This is a genomic window from Anatilimnocola aquadivae, assembly GCF_049819085.1.
Taxonomy (GTDB): Bacteria; Planctomycetota; Planctomycetia; order Pirellulales; family Pirellulaceae; genus Anatilimnocola.
Genome location: NZ_CP187419.1, coordinates 4,010,905 through 4,029,973 on the forward strand (window position 1 = coordinate 4,010,905; position 19,069 = coordinate 4,029,973).

The following is a 19,069-nucleotide window of genomic DNA, read 5'->3' on the forward strand; positions in this document are numbered from 1 at the left end:
AGTCATGCACAAGCAGAACACCTCGCGCCGCGCATTCTTGAAGCAATCGGCTGCAGTCGCCGCCACCGCCGCGGCTGTACCTTACTTTCTCTCTTCGCCCAAAGCCTTCGCCAACCAAGACAAGAACGATCGGCCCCAAATTGGCTGCATCGGCGTCGGTAGCATGGGAACCGGCGATGCCCAGGCTCATGCCGGCTACGGCGATATTGTCGCCGTGTGCGATGTCGACAGCGTGCATGCCGATCGCGCCAAGAATCATGAAAAGATCGGCAAAGGGAAGGCCGATGCCTACGAAGACTATCGCAAGGTTCTCGATCGCAAGGACATCGACGTCGTGAGCATCGTCACGACCGATCACTGGCACGTGAAGATCGCCATCGAAGCGCTGCAGGCGGGGAAGCACGTCTTCTGTCAGAAGCCACTCACGCTGACAATCGAAGAGAACCAGCTGATGCGGAATGCCTGCAAGAAGTATTCGAAGCAGGCATTTCTCGTCGGCACTCAGCAACGGAGCGACAAGGATCGGTTCCTGCGGGCCGTGAATATGGTGCAGAAGGGCCTGCTGGGCGACATCAAGACGATTACGGTTGGTATCAACGGCAGCCCGACCGGCGGTCCGTTCCCCGTGGCGGAAGTGCCCAAGAATCTGAACTGGGATATGTGGCTCGGCCAGGCTCCGAAGGTCGACTTTCGCACCAAGCGCGCTCACTACGAGTTCCGCTGGTGGTACGAATACTCCGGCGGCAAGTTCACCGACTGGGGTGCTCACCACGTCGATATCGCCACGTGGGCGATTGGCGAAGACAAAGAAGGACAAGGCCCGATCGAAGTCGATGGCACCGATGCCAAACATCCCGTGCCGTTCGAAAAGGGATATCCCACGGTCGACGATAGCTACAACACGTCGCACGACTTTGCCACGAAGTGCAAATTTTCCAGCGGCGTCGAAATGACCATCACCAGCCGCGGCGACAACGGCGTCATGTTCGAAGGAACCAAGGGGCGGATCTTCGTCAATCGCGGCAAGATCACCGGCAAGCCCATCGAAGAGAACTGGGACAAGGATCAGTTCACGGCCGAAGATCTCGTCAAGCTCTACAAGGGCAAGCCGAGCGAAGGTCACAAGAACAATTTCTATCGCTGCATTCGCGAAGGTGGTTTGACCGTCTCGGACGTCTTCAGCCACGTGCAGACGATGAACACCTGCCACCTGGCCGCGATTGCCTCGCGCCTTGGCCGCAGCATCAAGTGGAATCCCAAGAGTGAGCAGATCGTCGGCGACGACGAGGCCGCCACCTTCCTCGCCCGCAAGCAGCGCGCCGGGTTTGAGATTCCGAAGGTGTAGTTCCCTTCGTAACTATCCAAGCTGCCAATCGTCCCGTAGGGACGCTGAGTGTAGCCACGGGTGAAGCGCCGATCGCTTTAGCGAGCGAAGCGCCACCCGTGGAGGCAGAGGAGATGGAAATAACTTCCGTCCCGGCAGGGACGGAGGAGACGTTGCCTGTGGAACAACGGTGTGCTGCGAGCGACGTATTCAGCGTCCCTGCGGGACTGAGAACCGCTCTTTATTGGTTACCACGGGTTCCGCTGCGCTCCACCCGTGGCTACGTGCAGCGTCCCTGCGGGACGAATTCGAGTTGCAGCAATTGTCCAGGCAACATTCTGTCCCGTAGTCTCTCCCAGAATTGAAATTCTGAGTAGTTCTGGTGAGGTTGACGCAGAGAAGCGAGAGTTCCCGTTACGTGCGGTCCCTATAGAAGTCTCGCCGCTATTTAGCCTCATTGCGAAATCTTCATAAAGTGGTCACAATAAAGCGAGCATGTACTTGACAATGATTAACCACTATGAGTTAATATCCGGAAGCTCTCTCAAAGTGTGGTAGTTAGGGTGAATGGCCGCAGAGGCGGTTGGGTCACTTCGTGCGCGCGGTTGGCCGGTCTAAGAGTCGGCTTGATTGGTGGCAGGCGGTTATTGGACAAAAGGGACGTGTGGCAAAATTGGCGCTGGAGTCGCAAGTGTCACAGCCGCAGCAAGTTCAGACAAGATTCAAGAATCAGTGCCTGTCCAATAACTCTTACGGTTGGTGAGGCGGACGAGCGTTGGTAGGTTCCTGAACGGTCGCGATCAGTGTGGCAAGACAATTGGCGTAGGTCTGGCCTCAACAGTCACCAGCATTGACGTAAGTCAGGGCGACGCTCAAGCGAGGGGTGTTCACAAACCTCCCAGGCTTTCGACGGGCAAAGGCGTTTTTCCTCGGGAATGGCGCGTGATGCCGAGTCCGCTGGGTAGCCGTTTGTGAACATCGACAAACCAGTGCGACTCGCCCGAGTGCCAGTTACGGCGAATTCGCCTGTTGCGAACGGCGCGGGCGCTCGCCACAATAGTCCCTCCACGTACACCCAATTTCGAGTTCAAGTTTTTCCGCTGTCAGGAGTCTGTTATGCCGCGTCCGGTTACCCTCTTCACCGGTCAGTGGGCCGATCTTCCGCTGGAAACGATGGCCCGCAAGACCAAGGATTTTGGTTATGACGGCATCGAGCTTGCCTGCTGGGGCGACCACTTTGAAGTCGACAAGGCTCTGTCCGACGACGGCTACTGCAAACGGAAGCGCGAACTGCTCGATAACGTCGGCCTGCAATGCCACGCCATCAGCGCGCACCTGGTTGGTCAGGCCGTCTGCGATGTGATTGACGAACGCCACAAGCTGATCCTGCCACCCTCGGTATGGGGCGACGGCAAGGCCGACGGCGTGAACAAGCGGGCTATCGAAGAATTGAAGAACACGGCCCGCGCCGCCAAGAAGTTTGGTGTCGACGTGGTGAACGGCTTCACCGGCAGCAGCATCTGGCACTTGCTCTATTCATTCCCACCAGTCTCGAGCAAGATGATCGACGACGGCTTCAAGCTGTTCGCCGATCGCTTCAATCCGATTCTCGACGTCTTCGCCGAATGTGGCGTGCGGTTCGCCCTCGAAGTACACCCGACCGAAATTGCCTTCGACATTTATACTGCCGAGCGGGCCCTCGCGGCGCTCGATCATCGGCCGGAGTTCGGTTTCAACTTCGACCCCAGCCACTTGATCTGGCAAGGAATCGATCCGGTCGAGTTCCTGCGTGCGTTCCCCGACCGCATTTATCACATGCACGTGAAAGACGCGATCGTCACGCTGAACGGCCGCAGCGGGATTCTCTCCAGCCATATCAACTTCGGCGATCACCGCCGCGGTTGGGATTTCCGCAGCCCGGGTCGTGGCTCGGTGAACTTCGAAGAGATCATTCGCGAACTGAATCGCATCGGCTATCAGGGCCCGCTGAGCGTCGAGTGGGAAGATAGCGGCATGGAGCGGGAATTCGGCGCTCGCGAAGCGGCCACCTTCGTTCGCCAGAAGGACTTTGCTCCATCCGGCCGCGCGTTCGATGCGGCGTTTGAGAAGGCGTAGGCTGCCAGCAAGTCGTAAAGCCGGGTGATATTGCCACTTCACCCGGCATGACGTGGTTTTATTGTGGCCGCATACAATCGGGTTTTACTGCCGAAAATTCGCGGTTTGGAAACCCATGTGTGGTGTAATCAGCATACGAACCGGAGTAATCGATTGCCTGAAACACGAGCTTGTGCATAAGTATCGTAACCTTGGCGATCTGATCGAGTTCAGTTTGATGAGGAACTTGACTAGGTCGGCAGGCGTGAGCAGTTTCGTTTCGCATTTTCTTCCACGCGAATAGTTCATCCTCGGAGAGCACATTCATCTTGCAAAGCGTCCTCAGGCGATCATCAGCTCTTGGCGATCTGAGTTGTCCTAAGCTCCCTCGCAATCGTTGACGAAAACTCTGTTCGCCGTCCCACGCAATCGGGCACTGCCAGTCATTAGTATGTTTCAAGACATCTTCAACTACGAGTAAGAAGTCGTCCGCAGGAGCATAGATTTTGTCGAAGGCAGTTTTCAATATTCCTTCGATCGCTACTCCCAGCGCCAAGCGATAGGTATCGAATCCGGCTGCTCGTGCCTCGATAGCAGAATAGACGAACCTGGACATCGGATGCCAACTATCGTCATCATCATGACGGGATGCATGCTCGAAATACTTGGCGAACAGTTGCCAGACGCATTTCGTTGGATCGTAGAAAGCAACGGACTTAATTGGCGGAAATGGCGTCCGATCGTGAACGTAGTCGGGTAGTGACCTAATGTGAGTCAGCAGGTTATTGCCAGCCTCGTGGCACATCATTGTCCACCAAACTGGACGAGCAAGAATGAATTGCAGAGATTCGACGATACGATTGTGAATCCCAGAAGGTAGCTTTGCAGATATCGCTCTTACTCTGAGAAAGTCGTCTTCTTTTGTAAACGTAAATCCAATTTCTCGCACGTCAACTTTCGCGACATTTAGCTTTGCTCCCCCGCCGCTGAAATGCTCACCATCGACTGTTATTTCAGTCACTGTTCGCGTATTCAGCGGAATATCGATCTGATCAAAAACGAACAAGGTCAGCGACGACTCCGTCAATTCCGCAGAAATGCCTTCTGGGAAAATAGGCGTGCAGCTGCGAAGGTCGTAAAGCTTTCCAGTGATTACCGCGTTGTTTGAGCAAATACTTGGTTGAATTCGAAATCCGTCAAGTTGCTCGCTGATCCACTCCGTTTTGTCGCCGTCAATTGCGACAAGACGGTAGATCAAGTCCTTAGGAACTACCTCGCCGGCCTTTAGCCGTTCGGGAATGTGGACCGCCATTACCGATTGAGCATACATGATAAACGACAAGTTGCCGCTTGCGCCGATTCGAATTGCACCGGGACCGCAGAACTTCGGTAGATCAACGTCAACTGCCTCCAGAGTCATTGTGTGACAATGCAGTTCAAAATCGGTGCGCCCCTGTAACGATTGTCGAATCTTGTCCAATTTAAGGTGCATCATCTCGTTTCCTTTTATCCATCAACGACACAGCCTTTGCTCTAAACATTCACTGTACCTAAAGTTATCGCTGAGTTTCATATGCATCGAAGGGACGGGCTAGGGACGTCTCAATTCGGCATACGACTCATCTCGCGAAGCGGCCACCTTCGTTCGCCAGAAGGACTTTGCTCCTTCCGGCCGCGCGTTCGATGCGGCGTTTGAGAAGGCGTAGCGTCCTGTCGACCGGAATCTCTCCGCTTGACGCCCTCGTAAGGTGAAGCGAGTTAGTCTGCTTCACCTCGCTGGGTTTTCTTCGCATGGAACGAGTCGCAATTTTGGGCGCTACCGGCACCATCGGTAGCGCACTGGCCCGTCGGCTGGTCAGCCATGGCCGAAGCCTGTTGTTGCTGGGGCGCAATGCCGAGGGCCTGCGCCTGCTGGGCAACGAATTGGACCAGCCCTTTGCGGCGGTTGACCTGCAGAGTTCGGCACCCTTGGAAACTGTCTTGACCGAATCGGCTGCAACAGATGGTGGTTTCAGCGGCCTTGTGAACTGTATTGGATCGGTGCTGCTCAAGCCGGCTCATGCGACGTCGGATGCTGAGTTCCGGCAGGTCGTCGAAACGAATCTCTTCACGTCGTTTGCGACCGTTCGAGCGGGAGCAAAAGTGCTGCGTGAGCGGGGTGGTTCGGTCGTGCTGTTTGCTTCGGCAGCAGCTGAGGTGGGCATTGCCAATCACGAAGCGATCGCGGCGGCCAAGGCGGGCATCATCGGCTTGTCTCGATCCGCGGCGGCTACTTACGCGCCCCAGAACGTCCGCTTCAACGTCGTCAGCCCGGGACTGGTGCGGACGGAACTAACTCGGCGGATCTGGGACAATTCCGCTGCCGCATCGGCATCGATGGCCATGCACGCGCTGGGACGCCTGGGCGAAGCGGAGCAAGTCGCCTCGCTCGTGGAGTGGTTGCTGACTGCCGAGAACGATTGGATCACTGGTCAGGTGATTGGCATCGATGGCGGCCTCGGGCATGTGCTGCCGCGAAAGTGAATTGCCCTAGCAAGCGGGGTTTCATCAGTCGGGCTGGTATAACCGAAGCAGAGGCATGGTTCGTTACACCCACGGGAAGGAAATTGCGGATGCCGGGATTGATCTTATTGACCGGCGCCACAGGCTACGTGGGGGGGCGACTTCTTTCGCTGTTGCAACAACAGGGGGCGCGTGTTCGTTGTCTCACTCGCCGCGCGGAATCGCTGCAGCATCGCATCGACGCCAACACTGAAGTTTGCAACGGCGATGTGCTTGATCGAGAGTCGCTCGACGCCGCGCTGGCCGGTGTCGACACGGCTTATTACTTTGTCCACTCCATGGGAGCGAGCGTCGATTTTGAGCAAGAGGATCGCAAGGCTGCCGCGAACTTTGGGCAAGCTGCCGCGGCGGCAGGCGTTCGGCGGATTATCTACTTGGGTGGGCTTGGCAATCCCGATCAGCGCCTCTCGCAGCATTTGCGCAGTCGTCAAGAGACCGGCAATGTCCTGCGCGAGCATCACCCGCAAGTGATCGAGTTTCGAGCCTCGATTGTGATCGGGTCTGGCAGTCTTTCGTTCGAGATGATTCGGGCTCTCGTCGAGCGGCTGCCGATCATGATCTGTCCACGCTGGGTCAACGTGAAGGCTCAGCCAATCGCCATTGAAGATCTGCTGGCCTATATGCTCGCGGCGCTCGATTTGCCGACGGGCAACTCGCTCGTGTATGAGATTGGCGGTCCCGATCAGGTTTCCTACGGTGAGATCATGCAGGAATACGCGCATCAGCGAGGGCTGCGGCGCTGGATGATTCCTGTCCCATTCTTAACGCCGTATCTCTCCAGCTTATGGTTGGGACTGGTGACGCCACTTTACGCGCGCGTCGGCCGCAAGCTTGTCGAGAGCCTGCGCAACCCGACACTCATCTCGAGCAATCTCGCAGCGAAGACGTTTTCGATTCGGCCGCGCTCGCTGCGTGACGCTATTGCCCGAGCGCTGGTTAAAGAAGATCGTGAGTTTGCCGAAACGCACTGGTCGGACGCCTTGTCATCTGCAGGACCCGCGCGCACGTGGGGTGGCACTCGTTTCGGTTCGCGACTGGTGGACAGTCGCACCCGAACGGTCAACGTACCGCCCGAACTGGCCTTCGCTCCGATCCGCCGTATTGGTGGACAAACCGGTTGGTACTACGGCAATTGGCTGTGGTCCCTGCGAGGCTTTCTCGACCTGCTGGTCGGTGGCGTGGGAGTGCGGCGCGGGCGGCGACATCCAGAGCGAGTGGGTGTCGGGGATTCGCTCGATTTTTGGCGTGTAGAACTTTACGATCCGCCGCAGCGTCTGCGGTTACATGCCGAAATGAAATTGCCCGGCCGCGCTTGGCTGGAGTTCGAAGTAACTCCCTGTGAAGAAGGAAGCATGATTCGGCAGACGGCCATTTTCGATCCACTGGGACTGCTTGGTTTGGCCTACTGGTACGGAATTTATCCGCTCCACCAGTTTGTCTTTGCGGGCATGCTGCGGAACATTGCCCGCGCCGCCGAACAAGAAAAAGCAAAGCTGCCGGGCTCATCGATTTGCTCGGCAACCGCAGCTCCTCTGCTCCCGGCACAAGATCAGAAAAGCAAAACCGGAGTTGCCGATTAGGAGAGTCTGTCCTTCTTGGCCAGAATCTCCTCCGCCAAAGCCAGTCCGCTGAGAAAGGCACCTTCCACACGAGGTCCCCCGCACCAGTCGCCGCAGACTGCCAGATGCGTGGAGTGGTCCAGCAGAAAGCGATGCTCTAGAGGTTCAGCCGGCAAGGCATATCGCCAGCGGTGTCCAAGCAAGTGCGACAAAGATCTTCGCGGCTGGCCGACCGCCAACCAGAATTCGTTGGCTAACACTTGGGCTATCTCGTCAGCGGATTCTTCCAGGTGCGCGATCGACCATGCTGCGGAGGCATGCAGGACCCAGCAATCGGCAGTGGCTCGCTCGGGCTTACTGGAGTTTCGCGCGATCCAACTCAGCGGTGAATGCTGCACAAAGGCCGCGTCAAAGGATGTCGGCACGGGTTCTGGGATTTGCATCATCACTGCCCAGCAAGGAGCCATGGGGACGTTGGCGATTTGGTCTCGCAGAGCCTGCGAATGATCGGCGATGAGCTTAGTCGATTGCTCCGCGGGAGCGGTGGAAATGAGGCAATCGAACGGACCATGAAATTGGTTGGCCGAATCGATGACCTGCCACCAGTGATCCAATCGCTGCAGTGATACTGCGGTCGTATTCGTCAGCACCTTCAGATCTGCTGCCAAGGCCTTCGCAATGGCATTCATGCCGGGGACGCCAACGTAGCGGGTTCGCTCCTCGTGCAGATCTGTGGTTTCGCCTCGATCGAGCGACACTATTTTGCCCATCCAGGAGCGAACGGTACCTGCCGCCAGCCATCGATCTACTTGTTCCTGGAAAGCCGGATCGCGAGCCGTAAAGTACTGGGCGCCGTGGTCGAACGTCACGCCAGATTCGAGGCGGCGAGTCGCCACACGGCCTCCCACGCCCCGGGACTTTTCGAGCAGCGTGACTTGAATCCCGGCCTGTTGCAACGCGCGACCGCAGGTGAGTCCGGCCACTCCGGCCCCGATGATTCCGACCGTTCGAATGAGGTTCATGCCTGGCTTTCTTCTGCGGATCAGCGAGCAACGAGAACATGATAGCCGCCCGGAAACTCCCCCGCAGTCGTAAGAGCTAGGCTGGTTGTCCGGGCGGCGCCTGTGTTGCCGCTCGTAGGTCTGGTCCGGAACCTGTGCTTCGTGCCCGTAAGGACCATGATGCGGAAAGGGACCATCGTAAGGTGGTTGCCAGCATTCCAGTGCTGGCGCGGCGAAGCGGCCGATAGATAGCATGTACTCGCCCTGCGTCTGTCAGGCTGGCTGTGATTTGCCGGACGAATGTTTCGGCCCGCGGCACCTGCAGGCGGTTGGGGGCGGTTCCGATTCTGCCGTATCGGCCCATTCTCCGGTCGGCGACTTCCGCAGGAACAAATCATGGCTCAAAAGAACACCGTCCGGGTCGTGACCCGTGGCGCCGATGGTACGCTTCGCATTCGAGATTATCCGACGACCGAATCGCTGTTGGAATCGCACACCCAGATTGGCATCGACGACTGCAGCACCGATCTGGCTCTGCGCGGCATGCCGGTCTTTCGCGGGTTGATCGGCCCCATGCCCGATGGCAAGACCGTCATTCGCTACGAAACGCCTGAAGTCTTCGAGTCGCTGACCAAAGAATGGTCGTCGGCCAAGGCCAGCCGCAAACCTCGCCGCCGCACTCAGCCCCCAGCCGATCGCGAGCAGATTCAGCTCCCCAACGAGTTCTAACAGTTCGCTGCCGCTGCTTCTCTTCAAGCCAACAACCGCCGGCCGATCATGTGATCTGACGGCGGTTTTTCGTTGCGCCCCGGCAAGTTGCTAACTGACGCGGCAAATTCTTCGCTGCCGGCAAACTCACTCTAAAGCTCCTAACCGGCAGTTGCCGAAACAGTAGACAGCGTAGAGCGACGACTGTTGTATTTGCGCGCTGGCCTCATTCCCAAAGCCAGCATTCGCCCGATAGCAGGTCAAGGACGACCCACTCATGCATTGCCTGAAATTCGCATTTGGCGTATTGTCGGCCGCCCTGCTGGCGGCTTCGAGCGGCTGTGCCATGTGCTGCGCCCCTTACGACTGCGACTTTGGTTACACCGGCGGCGCATGGGTCCGCGATAACCCGAGTTCGGGTCGCGTGGGCTCGGTGTTTGAGCCTGCGGGTTACAAGGTGGACAACGGCACCGTCGAAACGGCCACCGAACCGACTCCCGCAGAACCCGAAGCTGCTCCGCGACCGCTGCCAGCGATGGAAGAAACCAGGCTGGCCCCGCCGCGAGGGCAAACTCGCATGACCGGAGCGCCGCGTCTGCGGCCTGTCGAGCAGTACTTGCCACAAGACTAAGGCGACTAGTTGCACCGGGTTCATTCACAACATCGAGTCCAAACTCATCGAGCCACATGACCACGACCTGCCGAACTCGCTCGCATGTCTGGGGGCTGTTGCTCGTGACGGCCGCATTGTCGCTGGCCTGTGGATGTGCACCCAAGGCGAGGTTGATGGTCTGGCGGCCCGCTGAGTTGAATATCGCGGGCCTTGAACGACTCACCGTCTTGGACTTCGAAGGCGAACATCAAAGCGGCAAGATCGCTCGCTCTGCCTTGCAAGCCCAACTCTTCGAAAACAAGTACTACAACTTGGTCGACCAGGCGGAGCTTGCCCGCGTGCGACCGGTAACAACTCCCGACGGCTTGCCGGATCTCACCGCTGCCATGGAAGCGGCCCGCACGATGGGAGTCGATGCCATTCTGTGTGGTCAGGTCGTTAGCTACAACGTGCTCGATGACCTGCAAACCGATCATCACATCGAGCTTGGCGGCGGGGCCAGCAAAAACACCAAGACGGGTGATTCCGGTAGCAGTGTCGGCTTTGGACTCGATAGTACCCAAACGCTCACGCGCGAAGCTTCCGTTTCAGTCGCGGTCAAACTGATCGATGTTCGCAGCGGAGAAATTCGCGCGGCCCGACAGTTTGCGCACACCTTTCACGGCAAACGTGTGAATGGTCAAGGTGATCTTCCCACCCGCGAAGCGATCCTCACCAAGCTGCTGAACGAGTGCTCGCACGATGTCGTAAGGATGATTGCTCCGCACTATCTGCCACAGGAAGTAACGCTCGCCCGGCAGTTCTATGGCAAGGGCCTAAAGGACCTGCGCGAAGGTAATAAGCTGGCCACGCGTGGCAACTGGAAAGAAGCGGAGACGCTGTGGCAGACCGCAGCCAAAGAAAACCCGCAGAGCCATGCCGCGGAGTTTAATTTGGCGCTGGCCGCAGAAGCCCGGCAAGACTACCCGGCGGCCATGAAGCACCTGGAAGCGGCTCTGAAACAGTACGCCTCCAGCGACTATCAGGCTGCGAAGAAGCGCTTGCAAGGGAGTCAGCAAAAGTTTCAAGCTGCCTTTGCCCAGGCGCAGTCTCGTCCCACAGCGCAGGCCGCGTTAATCGCCCGCAATCAACCTCCGCCGATGCAGCAACCCGGGCTTCCTTATCCGCCGCAACAACCTGTCGCGCAACAACCGCCGCAGTATGGCCCGCCCAACATGGCACCTTATCCACAGCCTGGGCAACCGCCACTAACAACACAGCAGATCATGCCGGCGTCGCATTCGCAGATGCCACCACCTCAGTAGGTTGGGCCAGGGATTACTCTCCCTTCAGTCGCTTGCGAATTTCCGACAATCGCTCGCCAAGTTCCGCTTCAAAACCGCGATTGACCGGGCGATAGTACTGGCGGTCGACGCCAAGGTAATCTTGGGCGGCAATGCCACCTTCGACGTCGTGTGAGTAGACGTAACCCTCGCCATGTCCCAGACGTTCGGCACCGTAGTAATGCTTGTCGCGTAGTTGCACCGGCACGGGCAGAACGCGCTGCTCGCGCACATCGCGGCGAGCTTCGCCAATGGCTACCGTGGCGGCATTCGATTTCGGCGCACATGCCAGATAGGCCACGCACTGAGCTAGCGGCAATTGGCATTCGGGCAGACCGATGAACTCGCAAGCTTGCATGGCGGAGACAGCCAGCGGCAAGGCGGCGGGATCGGCATTGCCGACGTCTTCACTGGCGAGGATGACCAGCCGGCGGCACAGGAAGCGTATGTCTTCGCCCGCTTCCAGCATGCGCGCGAGCCAGTACAAACCGGCATCGGGATCGCTGCCCCGAATGCTCTTGATCAGTGCGCTGATGGAGTCGTAATGCTCGTCGCCGGTGGCATCGTATTGAATGGCCTTCCGCTGCACCGATTCCGCAGCCAACTCGCGCGTGAACTTCACCGGTCGCTCGGTGCTCGAGAGCACACCGACCTCCAAGGCGTTCAGTGCGCGCCTCGCATCGCCATCGCTGGTCTCAGCCAGGAACTGCAGGGCGTCGTTTTCGATGTCGACTGGGATATTACCCAGACCACGCGATTTGTCGGCAAGTGCCCGTTTCAACAGCGAGGTGATGTCGGCGAGGGAAAGTGACTGAAACTCAAACACTTGGCTTCGGCTGACGAGCGCGCTATTCACGGCGAAAAACGGATTGCTGGTCGTGGCACCGACGAGCGTAACGACACCTTCCTCCACATCGGGCAGCAAGGCATCCTGCTGTGACTTGTTGAAGCGATGGATTTCGTCGATGAACAGCAGAGTCCGCAGGCCGCCGCTGCTCAACTCATCCCGAGCCGCTTCCAGCACTTCACGCAGTTCCTTCACTCCGCTGGTGATAGCGCTGAGTTGCTTAAACTTCTTTCGGCTGGCCGTCGCTAGCAGGCGGGCGAGCGTCGTTTTGCCGGTGCCAGGAGGGCCATAGAAGATCACGGAGCTGAGTCGGTCGGCCGTTAGCAGCCGGCGAAGCAGCTTGCCTTCGCCCAGAAAGTGCTGCTGGCCAACGAACTCGTCGAGCCGAGCCGGTCGCATGCGTGCGGCCAAAGGCTGGGCCCGTTTGAGGTTTTCACCTTCCGCTTTGGCAAAGAGATTCATACCAACGAGCATACCGCGCGGCGAAATCGCCGTGGGCTGGCACTGTGAAGACAGCACTTCCCCTTTGCCAAGTTTTCGTGTTCGACCTAGACTGTAGATATGTCATAGCCGCCCGGAAGCGGCCGTCGAACCAGAGCGAAGCGGAGCGCCCATGCTGACGACAACCCGACAGGAAGTCCCCCCCACCATTACCCAAGGGGGTGATATTCATCTTTCACCGCCCCTCGATTTGATCTCGCGGTACCAGGAGATTGTTAACGAGAAGCGACTGCATTGGACTTCACACCTGCACCTCAACAAGCGTTTGGGGTCTGGCGGCCAAGGGGTCGTCTATCTAACCGAGTTGCGCGGCACCGACGATTTCACTCTGCCGGCAGCGCTCAAAATCTTTTCGCCCGAGCGGTTCGAAGACGAAGCTGCCTACGACGAGGCAATGAAACGCGTGGCCTTTGCTTCGGCTCGCATCGCGCAGATTCAGCACGACAATCTGCTTTATGTCTACAACTTCGTCGACCGCCGTCGCATTCGCATGCTCGTGATGGAATGGATCGATGGCTACGACCTGGGCAAGCTGATGACGACCCAGATGCTCGAGCGGATGCAGCACAAGCTGAGTCAGCGCCGCTGGGATTACATCAATCGAGTCATCATCACCGCCGGACCGGTGCAGCCTCGGTTGAAGGCCGGCGTCGCGGTCGCAATCATTCGCGATTGCCTCTCGGGCCTTGCCGCGCTGCATCGCCACGGCATCGTCCACGGCGATATCAAGCCCTCGAACATCATGGTCAAGCGCACGGGCTGCACGAAGATCATCGACATCGGTTCCGCCTTCGACTTCACCACGCCGCAGCGGTCGCGACCTTGCACACCCGCCTATGCTGCGCCCGAAGTGCTGGAAAACCGCGAATGCACTCCACGCAGCGATCTCTGTTCACTCGGCTACGTGCTCATCGAAATGCTCGCCGGTGCATCTCCAGTCGCTGGCGTAAACGATCTGCGCGAGTTGCTCGAAGTACGACGTTCACTCCCTTCTCGCCTGCACGAAGTCCTGCCCGAAGAGGTCGTCCGCTGTGAATTGCTGCTGAGTTTCATTCGCGGCATGATTGCTCCCGATCCGGTCCGGCGGTTCCCCAGTGCCGAAGCAGCCGACTTATTGAAGGAGGGTGCTGCCGCCTTCCAACGACAACTGGTGGTCAGTGATCTGTCCAGCGAGTACCCGAACGAGATACGGCTTTGGCTGGAAGAGCTAAAAGAGATTGAAAGCGATGACGTCCCTCACAATCAGTCGAGTTGGTAACACCTGCTGGTCGCCAAGCGGAAAGCTGCTGCCATGAAATCTGCTCTGCTTAGTCATTTGCCGCTGCTGCTCGTCTGCTTGCTGAACTTGCAGCCTGCGGTTGGCCAGGCACAAACGCGCGTGCAGTTCGAGAAAATGCGCAAGCAGATGGTCGACGAAGTCATCGTGGCGGCTGGCGTGAAGGACGAGCGTGTCGTCAAGGCGATGATGGACACGCCGCGGCATTTGTTTGTCGCTGCCGAACATCGCAAGAATGCCTATCTCGATATGGCCCTGCCGATCGGCGATCAACAGACTATCTCGTCGCCGTTCATCGTCGCCTACATGACCCAATCGCTCGATCCCAAGCCAACCGACAAAGTCCTGGAGATTGGCACCGGCAGCGGCTTTCAAGCAGCGGTCCTTAGTCCGCTGGTGAAAGAGGTCTATTCCATTGAAATCGTCGAGCAACTTGGTAAGACGGCCGAACGCACGCTCAAGCAACTCGGCTACAAGAACGTCTTCACCAAGGTGGGTGACGGCTATTTGGGTTGGGAAGAGCATGCCCCGTTCGACAAAATTATCGTCACTTGCTCGCCCGAAAAGGTTCCGCAGCCTCTCGTTGATCAACTGCGCGAAGGTGGCCTGCTGGTAGTCCCTGTCGGCGAGCGCTACAGCCAGACGCTGTATCTGATGCGAAAGAAGGATGGCAAGCTCGAGAGCGAAGTCCTGCTGCCAACCTTGTTCGTCCCCATGACTGGCAAAGCGGAAGACGCGCGCTTAGTGAAGCCTGATCCGGCGAACCCCACCGTGGTGAACGGCAGCTTCGAAGAAAAAGCCTTTGATAGCGGCGCTCAGCCAGGCTGGTACTACGAAAAGCAGCTTAGCTGGGATGCTCCGTCGGATGCTCCCGATGGCAAGCATGTCATCACCTTCAACAACAGTCGCGCCGGGTTATCGGCCCATTTGCTGCAAGGTTTTGGCATCGATGGGCGACAAGTGAAACAACTCGAAATCTCGGGCATGATCACCACCAAGGACATCGTCGCCAATGTTGCCAAGGACGAGGCTCCGCTGATCGCAATCACGCTCTACGATGGCAACCGTCGTCCCCTCGGCAACCACTACGTGGGTCCGGTGCTCGGCGACTCCAAGTGGCACGAAATCAAACGGACCATTCGCATTCCCGACAACGCCCGCGAAGGCATCTTGCGCATCGGCCTGTTTGGTGCCACAGGGACCGCTTCGTTCGATAAGATTCAGTTTCGCAAGATTGACGACAGGTAAACTCCAAACAACACGGATTGGAATTGAAGTCGGAGATGGCAAGCACGATACAAGCGGTTACGTTCGATCTCGATGGCCTGATGTTCAATACCGAGATGCTCTACGGGCGCGTGATGCGCCAATTGCTCGAGAAAAGGCAGAAGCCATTCGAGCAGCCATTGCTCGACAAGATGATGGGCCGGCCAGGGATCATTGCCCTGCAGATAATGCTCGACTGGCACGGATTGCCCGAGACGGTCGAGGACCTCTACGCCGATTCCGATGCCATCTTTCTTGAGATGCTCGATCGCGAGTTGGCCCCAATGCCCGGGCTGGTCGAACTGCTCGACTTACTCGAGCAGCATCAGATTCCGAAGGGCATTGCGACCAGCAGCCGAGCGCCGGTGGTGTATCGCATGCTCGATCAGTTTGGCTGGCGACCGCGGTTCAACTTCATTCTGACGTCGGCCGATGTGCTGCACGGCAAGCCCAACCCTGAAATCTACCTGAAGGCGGCTCAGCAACACGGCATTGATCCCGCCACGATGCTCGTGCTCGAAGATAGCCACAATGGTTGCCTAGCGGCCATTAATTCCGGCGCTCACGCCGTCGCAGTCCCCGGCGACCATAGTAATACGCACGACTTTACCGGCGCGCAGTTTGTCGCCGATACCTTGCGTGATCGACGAATCTACGAGTTGCTCGGCTTGCCGATCATCACTTCGTCAAACGAGTGAAGTGTGGGGTGTTGCTGCGGGTTCTCTTGTGCGGCATTGCCATGCCGAAGGACGACGCCCGTTTGCAACCCTGCCTGCTTCGCAGCGTCGAGTTCGGCCACAATGTCGCTGAGAAAGAGCACCTCGCTGGCAGGGGAGTCGAGTTCAGCAACGATGTTTGCGTAGCTGGTAGCTTCGCGTTTGGAGCCGATCGTGGTGTCGTAGTGGCCACTCAGCAGCGGCAGTAAATTACCGGCAACCGTGTGGCCAAAGAATAGCTTCTGAGCTTGAATGCTACCCGAGGAGTAGATCCGCAGTTCCTTCCCGGCTTCTTTCCACTGTTTCAGGCAGCCTGGCACTTCGTCGTAAACATGCGCCAGCAAATCGCCTGACTTGAAGCCTGCTTCCCAGACTTGCCCTTGCAAATCCTTCAGACCGGTAGCCTTTAGATCGGCATCCATCTGTCGCAGAACCTCGGCTACGACCTTCTGCTGAGCAGCATCCGTGCTTAGGTCGTCGCTGCCGGCTAGCTCTAACAGAGTTTTGCCGCCATCGAGGGCGATCTGTCGCGCTGCTGCGACGACGCTGACGCGCTCGTGGTTGTGGTCCAGAAACTCGGCCAGTTCCCGGCGCACGAACGGGAACATCTCGTCGTAGACAAAGCGGACCGAGGAAGTCGTCCCCTCGATATCCAGCAGGATGACGCGGCCGTTGAATTCAATCACAGCTTGACCGCCGAACCAATGCCAACCTGGCTAACGTAGGCTGGGCCCAGGCAAAGCGCTTCGTACTTGGTGTGCACACCGCCATCGATGTACTCGGGCGACCAGCCCGACGAATCTTGGAACAGGCGGATGCAGCGGATGTTGCGGTCGTTGCAAAGGTCGAACCAATGCTGCGTGCCGCGCGGCACGTTGATCAGGTCGCCCGCTTCGACCTGCACGGCGAAGACCGGGCCGTTGTGCGGATGGATGTGAAACACGCCGCCACCTTTCACCGTAAAGCGAACTTCGTCTTCACTATGGGTGTGTTCTTTTTTGAACTTGGCCAGCATGACATCGAGGTTCGGGGTTTCGGGCTTCACGTTGATGACGTCAGCCGTGACGAAGCCGCCGCGAGCCTTCAGGCGTTCGACCTCGGGCGCATAAGCGGTGAGAATTTCGGCATCGGTGGCATCGGCGCCGATGCGACCAGCGACATCCCACTTTTCGTACCAAATGCCAAACGGCGCGAGGAACTCGCTGATCTCCTGAGGATCGGAGATTTCGCGACTTTCGTCTTGAATGCGAATGCGGGCCATGATGGTTCCTTGCGGAAAAGATGGATGAATGAGTTGGATGGAATCATGTCGTTGGCCGCAGGTCGCCGGTCAACATCAAGCGGCGGGCTGTGCACTCCAGCAGGAACTCGATGATCTCGACATGACGTCGAGCTTCATCCAGGTCCTTGCCCCAAGTGTACATACCGTGCTTGCGAATCAGGTAGCCGTGCTTCAGCGGGCGAATGGTGTTCGTCAGCCGTTCACGCACTTGCTCGGCCAGTTGGGGAATATCTTGTGTGTTCTCAAAAATCTCGATCTGCGATGTATGCTCGTGGGTCGTAATGCCGTCGAGTCCCTTCAGCATTTCGTAGCCGCTCAGTTCGACGCCACCCTGCGTGAAAAACAAGTCGGAGAGAACCGTCGCCCAGACCGAGTGCGTGTGTAGTACTGCGCCAACGCCGGGAAGTTCGGCAACGACCGTATGCAGGAGCGTCTCGGCCGACGATTTTGGTTGCCCGTCTGAAGTAGCTTTGCCGTCGCGATCGACGATGACAAAATCCGAACGGCTCAGTCGGCCTTTGTCCTTACCGCTGGCGGTGATGAGCAAATGCAGCGGATCGCGCGAGACAACCACGCTGTAGTTACTGCTGGTACCCAGCGAAAAACCACGTTGCCAGAGCCAGTGGCCGGTTTCGCGGAGGCCGTCGATCTGTGTTTCCAGGCCCGCGAGGGGAGACGAAGCGGGAGCATGGGCAGTAGCTGTCATTCGCGGCAATCGACCAATGGTGAGAGGTAGCGGACAATAGGCCCTCATCGTAACAAATCGAGCCTCGCTGGCAAATTGGTGCCCGCGGAACTCGACTAGGCATCACATCACACTGTCGTAAGATGGAGAGGGTCGGTGGCCGGTGCCGTGATTCTCGCAGACTTGCTGGACGCTTTCAAATTTCGTCTCCACATGCCGTATGCTCAACCTTTACGAACTCACCCGCCCAGCACTTGCCAGCTTGCTGTTGAGGTGGGACTTTCGTGAAGTGCATGCAGCCAGGATCTGGAGCTATCTTTATCGAGACTTTGTTGAAAGTGTCGAGGCGATGCAAGATGTGCCGCCCAAACTGCTCGCAAAGTTAAACAGCGGGACAGAAATCCGCTCATTGCAGGTCGCGCAGGAAGCGGTGGCCGACGATGGCGAAACTCACAAGTATTTGCTGTCTCTGGCCGATGGCAATCGCATCGAAACGGTGCAGATGCAATATCGTGATCGAGCCACTGCTTGTTTGAGTTCGCAAGTGGGCTGCGCGCTGGGTTGTGTCTTTTGCGCGACGGGCCAGATGGGCTTCACGCGCGATTTGAGCGCCGGCGAGATTGTGGGCCAGGCGCTTTTCGTAGCACGTGCATTGCGACGCAGCGGCCGAAGGCTAACCAACCTCGTGCTGATGGGAATGGGCGAACCGCTGCTGAACTACGAACCTGTGATGGACGCTTTGGACATCCTGCGCGATCCCGGCAGTTTAGCCATTGGTGCCAAGCAGATCACGGTGAGTACCGTGGGTGTCGTTCCCGGCATCATTCGACTGGCCGATGAGCGCCGACCATACTCGCTGGCCGTTTCGTTGCATGCGGCCACACAAGCCGAGCGTCTTAAGTTGCTACCGGCCGCGCGACCCTGGCCACTCGACGATTTGATCGATGCCTGTCGCTATTACACAACCAAGCTCGACCGCAAGATCTTCTTCGAGTGGACGCTGATTGCCGGAGAGAATGATTCTCCCGCACAGGCTCACGCACTTGCCGAACTGCTGCAAGGCTTGCCGGCGCAAGTCAACTTGATCCCACTCAATCCTACCACCGGCTATGACGGTCAGCCTGGACGAACCGAAGCAGTCTCACAGTTCCAAGCGATCCTCAAACAGCATCACCTGCCCAGCACGATTCGTGTGCGGCGCGGGATCGAGATTGCCGCTGGTTGTGGACAATTGGCTGTCAGTGAGCCGTAACTGTTCGTATATTCGGTGAGCTTTGCTTCTCTCCCGAATGATCTTCCTCCTTCGGAGCTCT

At 57.9% G+C, this 19,069-nt stretch carries 17 protein-coding genes; 11 read left to right on the plus strand and 6 right to left on the minus strand.

Annotated elements, in window-relative coordinates; all coding sequences use genetic code 11:
* Positions 1–4 precede the first annotated feature (4 nt).
* Both NA78x_RS15990 and NA78x_RS15995 read left to right on the plus strand, forming a co-directional pair.
* The gene (locus NA78x_RS15990) at positions 5–1,345 is read left to right on the plus strand and encodes a Gfo/Idh/MocA family protein (protein WP_425613366.1); all 1,341 of its coding nucleotides are present in this window, start codon (positions 5–7) and stop codon (positions 1,343–1,345) included.
* Positions 1,346–2,440: 1,095 nt separating this feature from the next.
* On the plus strand, positions 2,441–3,439 hold the full coding sequence (locus NA78x_RS15995; RefSeq protein WP_425613367.1) for a sugar phosphate isomerase/epimerase family protein: 999 nt from the start codon (positions 2,441–2,443) through the stop codon (positions 3,437–3,439).
* Between the two features lie 58 nt (positions 3,440–3,497).
* On the opposite strand, the gene NA78x_RS16000 is transcribed toward NA78x_RS15995, so the two are convergent.
* A complete protein-coding gene (locus tag NA78x_RS16000; RefSeq protein WP_425613368.1) occupies positions 3,498–4,913 on the minus strand; it encodes a hypothetical protein in 1,416 nt (471 codons plus the stop codon).
* A gap of 296 nt (positions 4,914–5,209) precedes the next feature.
* Here NA78x_RS16000 and NA78x_RS16005 point away from each other — a divergent pair, with 296 nt between their 5' ends.
* Positions 5,210–5,941, plus strand: a complete 732-nt coding sequence (locus tag NA78x_RS16005; RefSeq protein WP_425613369.1) for an SDR family NAD(P)-dependent oxidoreductase — start codon at positions 5,210–5,212, stop codon at positions 5,939–5,941.
* 89 nt (positions 5,942–6,030) lie between these two features.
* On the plus strand, positions 6,031–7,560 hold the full coding sequence (locus tag NA78x_RS16010; RefSeq protein WP_425613370.1) for an SDR family oxidoreductase: 1,530 nt from the start codon (positions 6,031–6,033) through the stop codon (positions 7,558–7,560).
* On the opposite strand, the gene NA78x_RS16015 is transcribed toward NA78x_RS16010, so the two are convergent.
* Entirely contained in the window at positions 7,557–8,561 is a 1,005-nt protein-coding gene (locus tag NA78x_RS16015; protein ID WP_425613371.1) for an NAD(P)/FAD-dependent oxidoreductase, read from the minus strand. The genes NA78x_RS16010 and NA78x_RS16015 overlap by 4 nt on opposite strands.
* Before the next feature lie 375 nt (positions 8,562–8,936).
* Between NA78x_RS16015 and NA78x_RS16020 the strand changes: the two genes are divergently transcribed.
* From NA78x_RS16020 to NA78x_RS16030, 3 genes are all read left to right on the plus strand, one after another.
* A complete protein-coding gene (locus NA78x_RS16020) occupies positions 8,937–9,269 on the plus strand; it encodes a hypothetical protein (protein WP_425613372.1) in 333 nt (110 codons plus the stop codon).
* Positions 9,270–9,525: 256 nt separating this feature from the next.
* The gene (locus tag NA78x_RS16025; RefSeq protein WP_425613373.1) at positions 9,526–9,879 is read left to right on the plus strand and encodes a hypothetical protein; all 354 of its coding nucleotides are present in this window, start codon (positions 9,526–9,528) and stop codon (positions 9,877–9,879) included.
* Positions 9,880–9,935: 56 nt separating this feature from the next.
* Positions 9,936–11,165, plus strand: coding sequence for a DUF6340 family protein (locus NA78x_RS16030; protein WP_425613374.1), 1,230 nt, complete (start codon positions 9,936–9,938; stop codon positions 11,163–11,165).
* 13 nt (positions 11,166–11,178) lie between these two features.
* On the opposite strand, the gene NA78x_RS16035 is transcribed toward NA78x_RS16030, so the two are convergent.
* A complete protein-coding gene (locus NA78x_RS16035; protein ID WP_425619456.1) occupies positions 11,179–12,492 on the minus strand; it encodes a replication-associated recombination protein A in 1,314 nt (437 codons plus the stop codon).
* 151 nt (positions 12,493–12,643) lie between these two features.
* Here NA78x_RS16035 and NA78x_RS16040 point away from each other — a divergent pair, with 151 nt between their 5' ends.
* The 3 genes from NA78x_RS16040 to NA78x_RS16050 are packed head-to-tail and all read left to right on the plus strand — an operon-like array spanning position 12,644 to position 15,771.
* Positions 12,644–13,789, plus strand: coding sequence for a protein kinase domain-containing protein (locus NA78x_RS16040; RefSeq protein ID WP_425613375.1), 1,146 nt, complete (start codon positions 12,644–12,646; stop codon positions 13,787–13,789).
* Positions 13,790–13,822: 33 nt separating this feature from the next.
* Positions 13,823–15,055, plus strand: coding sequence for a protein-L-isoaspartate(D-aspartate) O-methyltransferase (locus NA78x_RS16045; RefSeq protein WP_425613376.1), 1,233 nt, complete (start codon positions 13,823–13,825; stop codon positions 15,053–15,055).
* Positions 15,056–15,090: 35 nt separating this feature from the next.
* Positions 15,091–15,771 carry an HAD family hydrolase gene (locus NA78x_RS16050; protein ID WP_425613377.1) on the plus strand — a complete coding sequence of 227 codons (681 nt, stop codon included), beginning with the start codon at positions 15,091–15,093 and terminating at the stop codon, positions 15,769–15,771.
* Here NA78x_RS16050 and mtnC read toward each other — a convergent pair.
* From mtnC to mtnB, 3 genes are read right to left on the minus strand one after another with little or no spacing between them, the layout of a single operon-like run.
* Positions 15,726–16,475, minus strand: a complete 750-nt coding sequence (gene mtnC / locus NA78x_RS16055; RefSeq protein WP_425613378.1) for an acireductone synthase — start codon at positions 16,473–16,475, stop codon at positions 15,726–15,728. The two genes, NA78x_RS16050 and mtnC, sit on opposite strands and share 46 nt — an antisense overlap.
* On the minus strand, positions 16,472–17,050 hold the full coding sequence (locus NA78x_RS16060; protein ID WP_425613379.1) for a 1,2-dihydroxy-3-keto-5-methylthiopentene dioxygenase: 579 nt from the start codon (positions 17,048–17,050) through the stop codon (positions 16,472–16,474). The genes mtnC and NA78x_RS16060 overlap by 4 nt, the downstream gene beginning before the upstream one ends.
* A gap of 43 nt (positions 17,051–17,093) precedes the next feature.
* On the minus strand, positions 17,094–17,777 hold the full coding sequence (mtnB, locus tag NA78x_RS16065) for a methylthioribulose 1-phosphate dehydratase (protein WP_425613380.1): 684 nt from the start codon (positions 17,775–17,777) through the stop codon (positions 17,094–17,096).
* 199 nt (positions 17,778–17,976) lie between these two features.
* On the opposite strand from mtnB, the gene rlmN reads away from it, so the two are divergent.
* Positions 17,977–19,008 (plus strand): 23S rRNA (adenine(2503)-C(2))-methyltransferase RlmN, encoded by a 1,032-nt coding sequence (rlmN, locus tag NA78x_RS16070; protein ID WP_425613381.1) that lies wholly within the window; start codon positions 17,977–17,979, stop codon positions 19,006–19,008.
* Positions 19,009–19,069 lie beyond the last annotated feature (61 nt).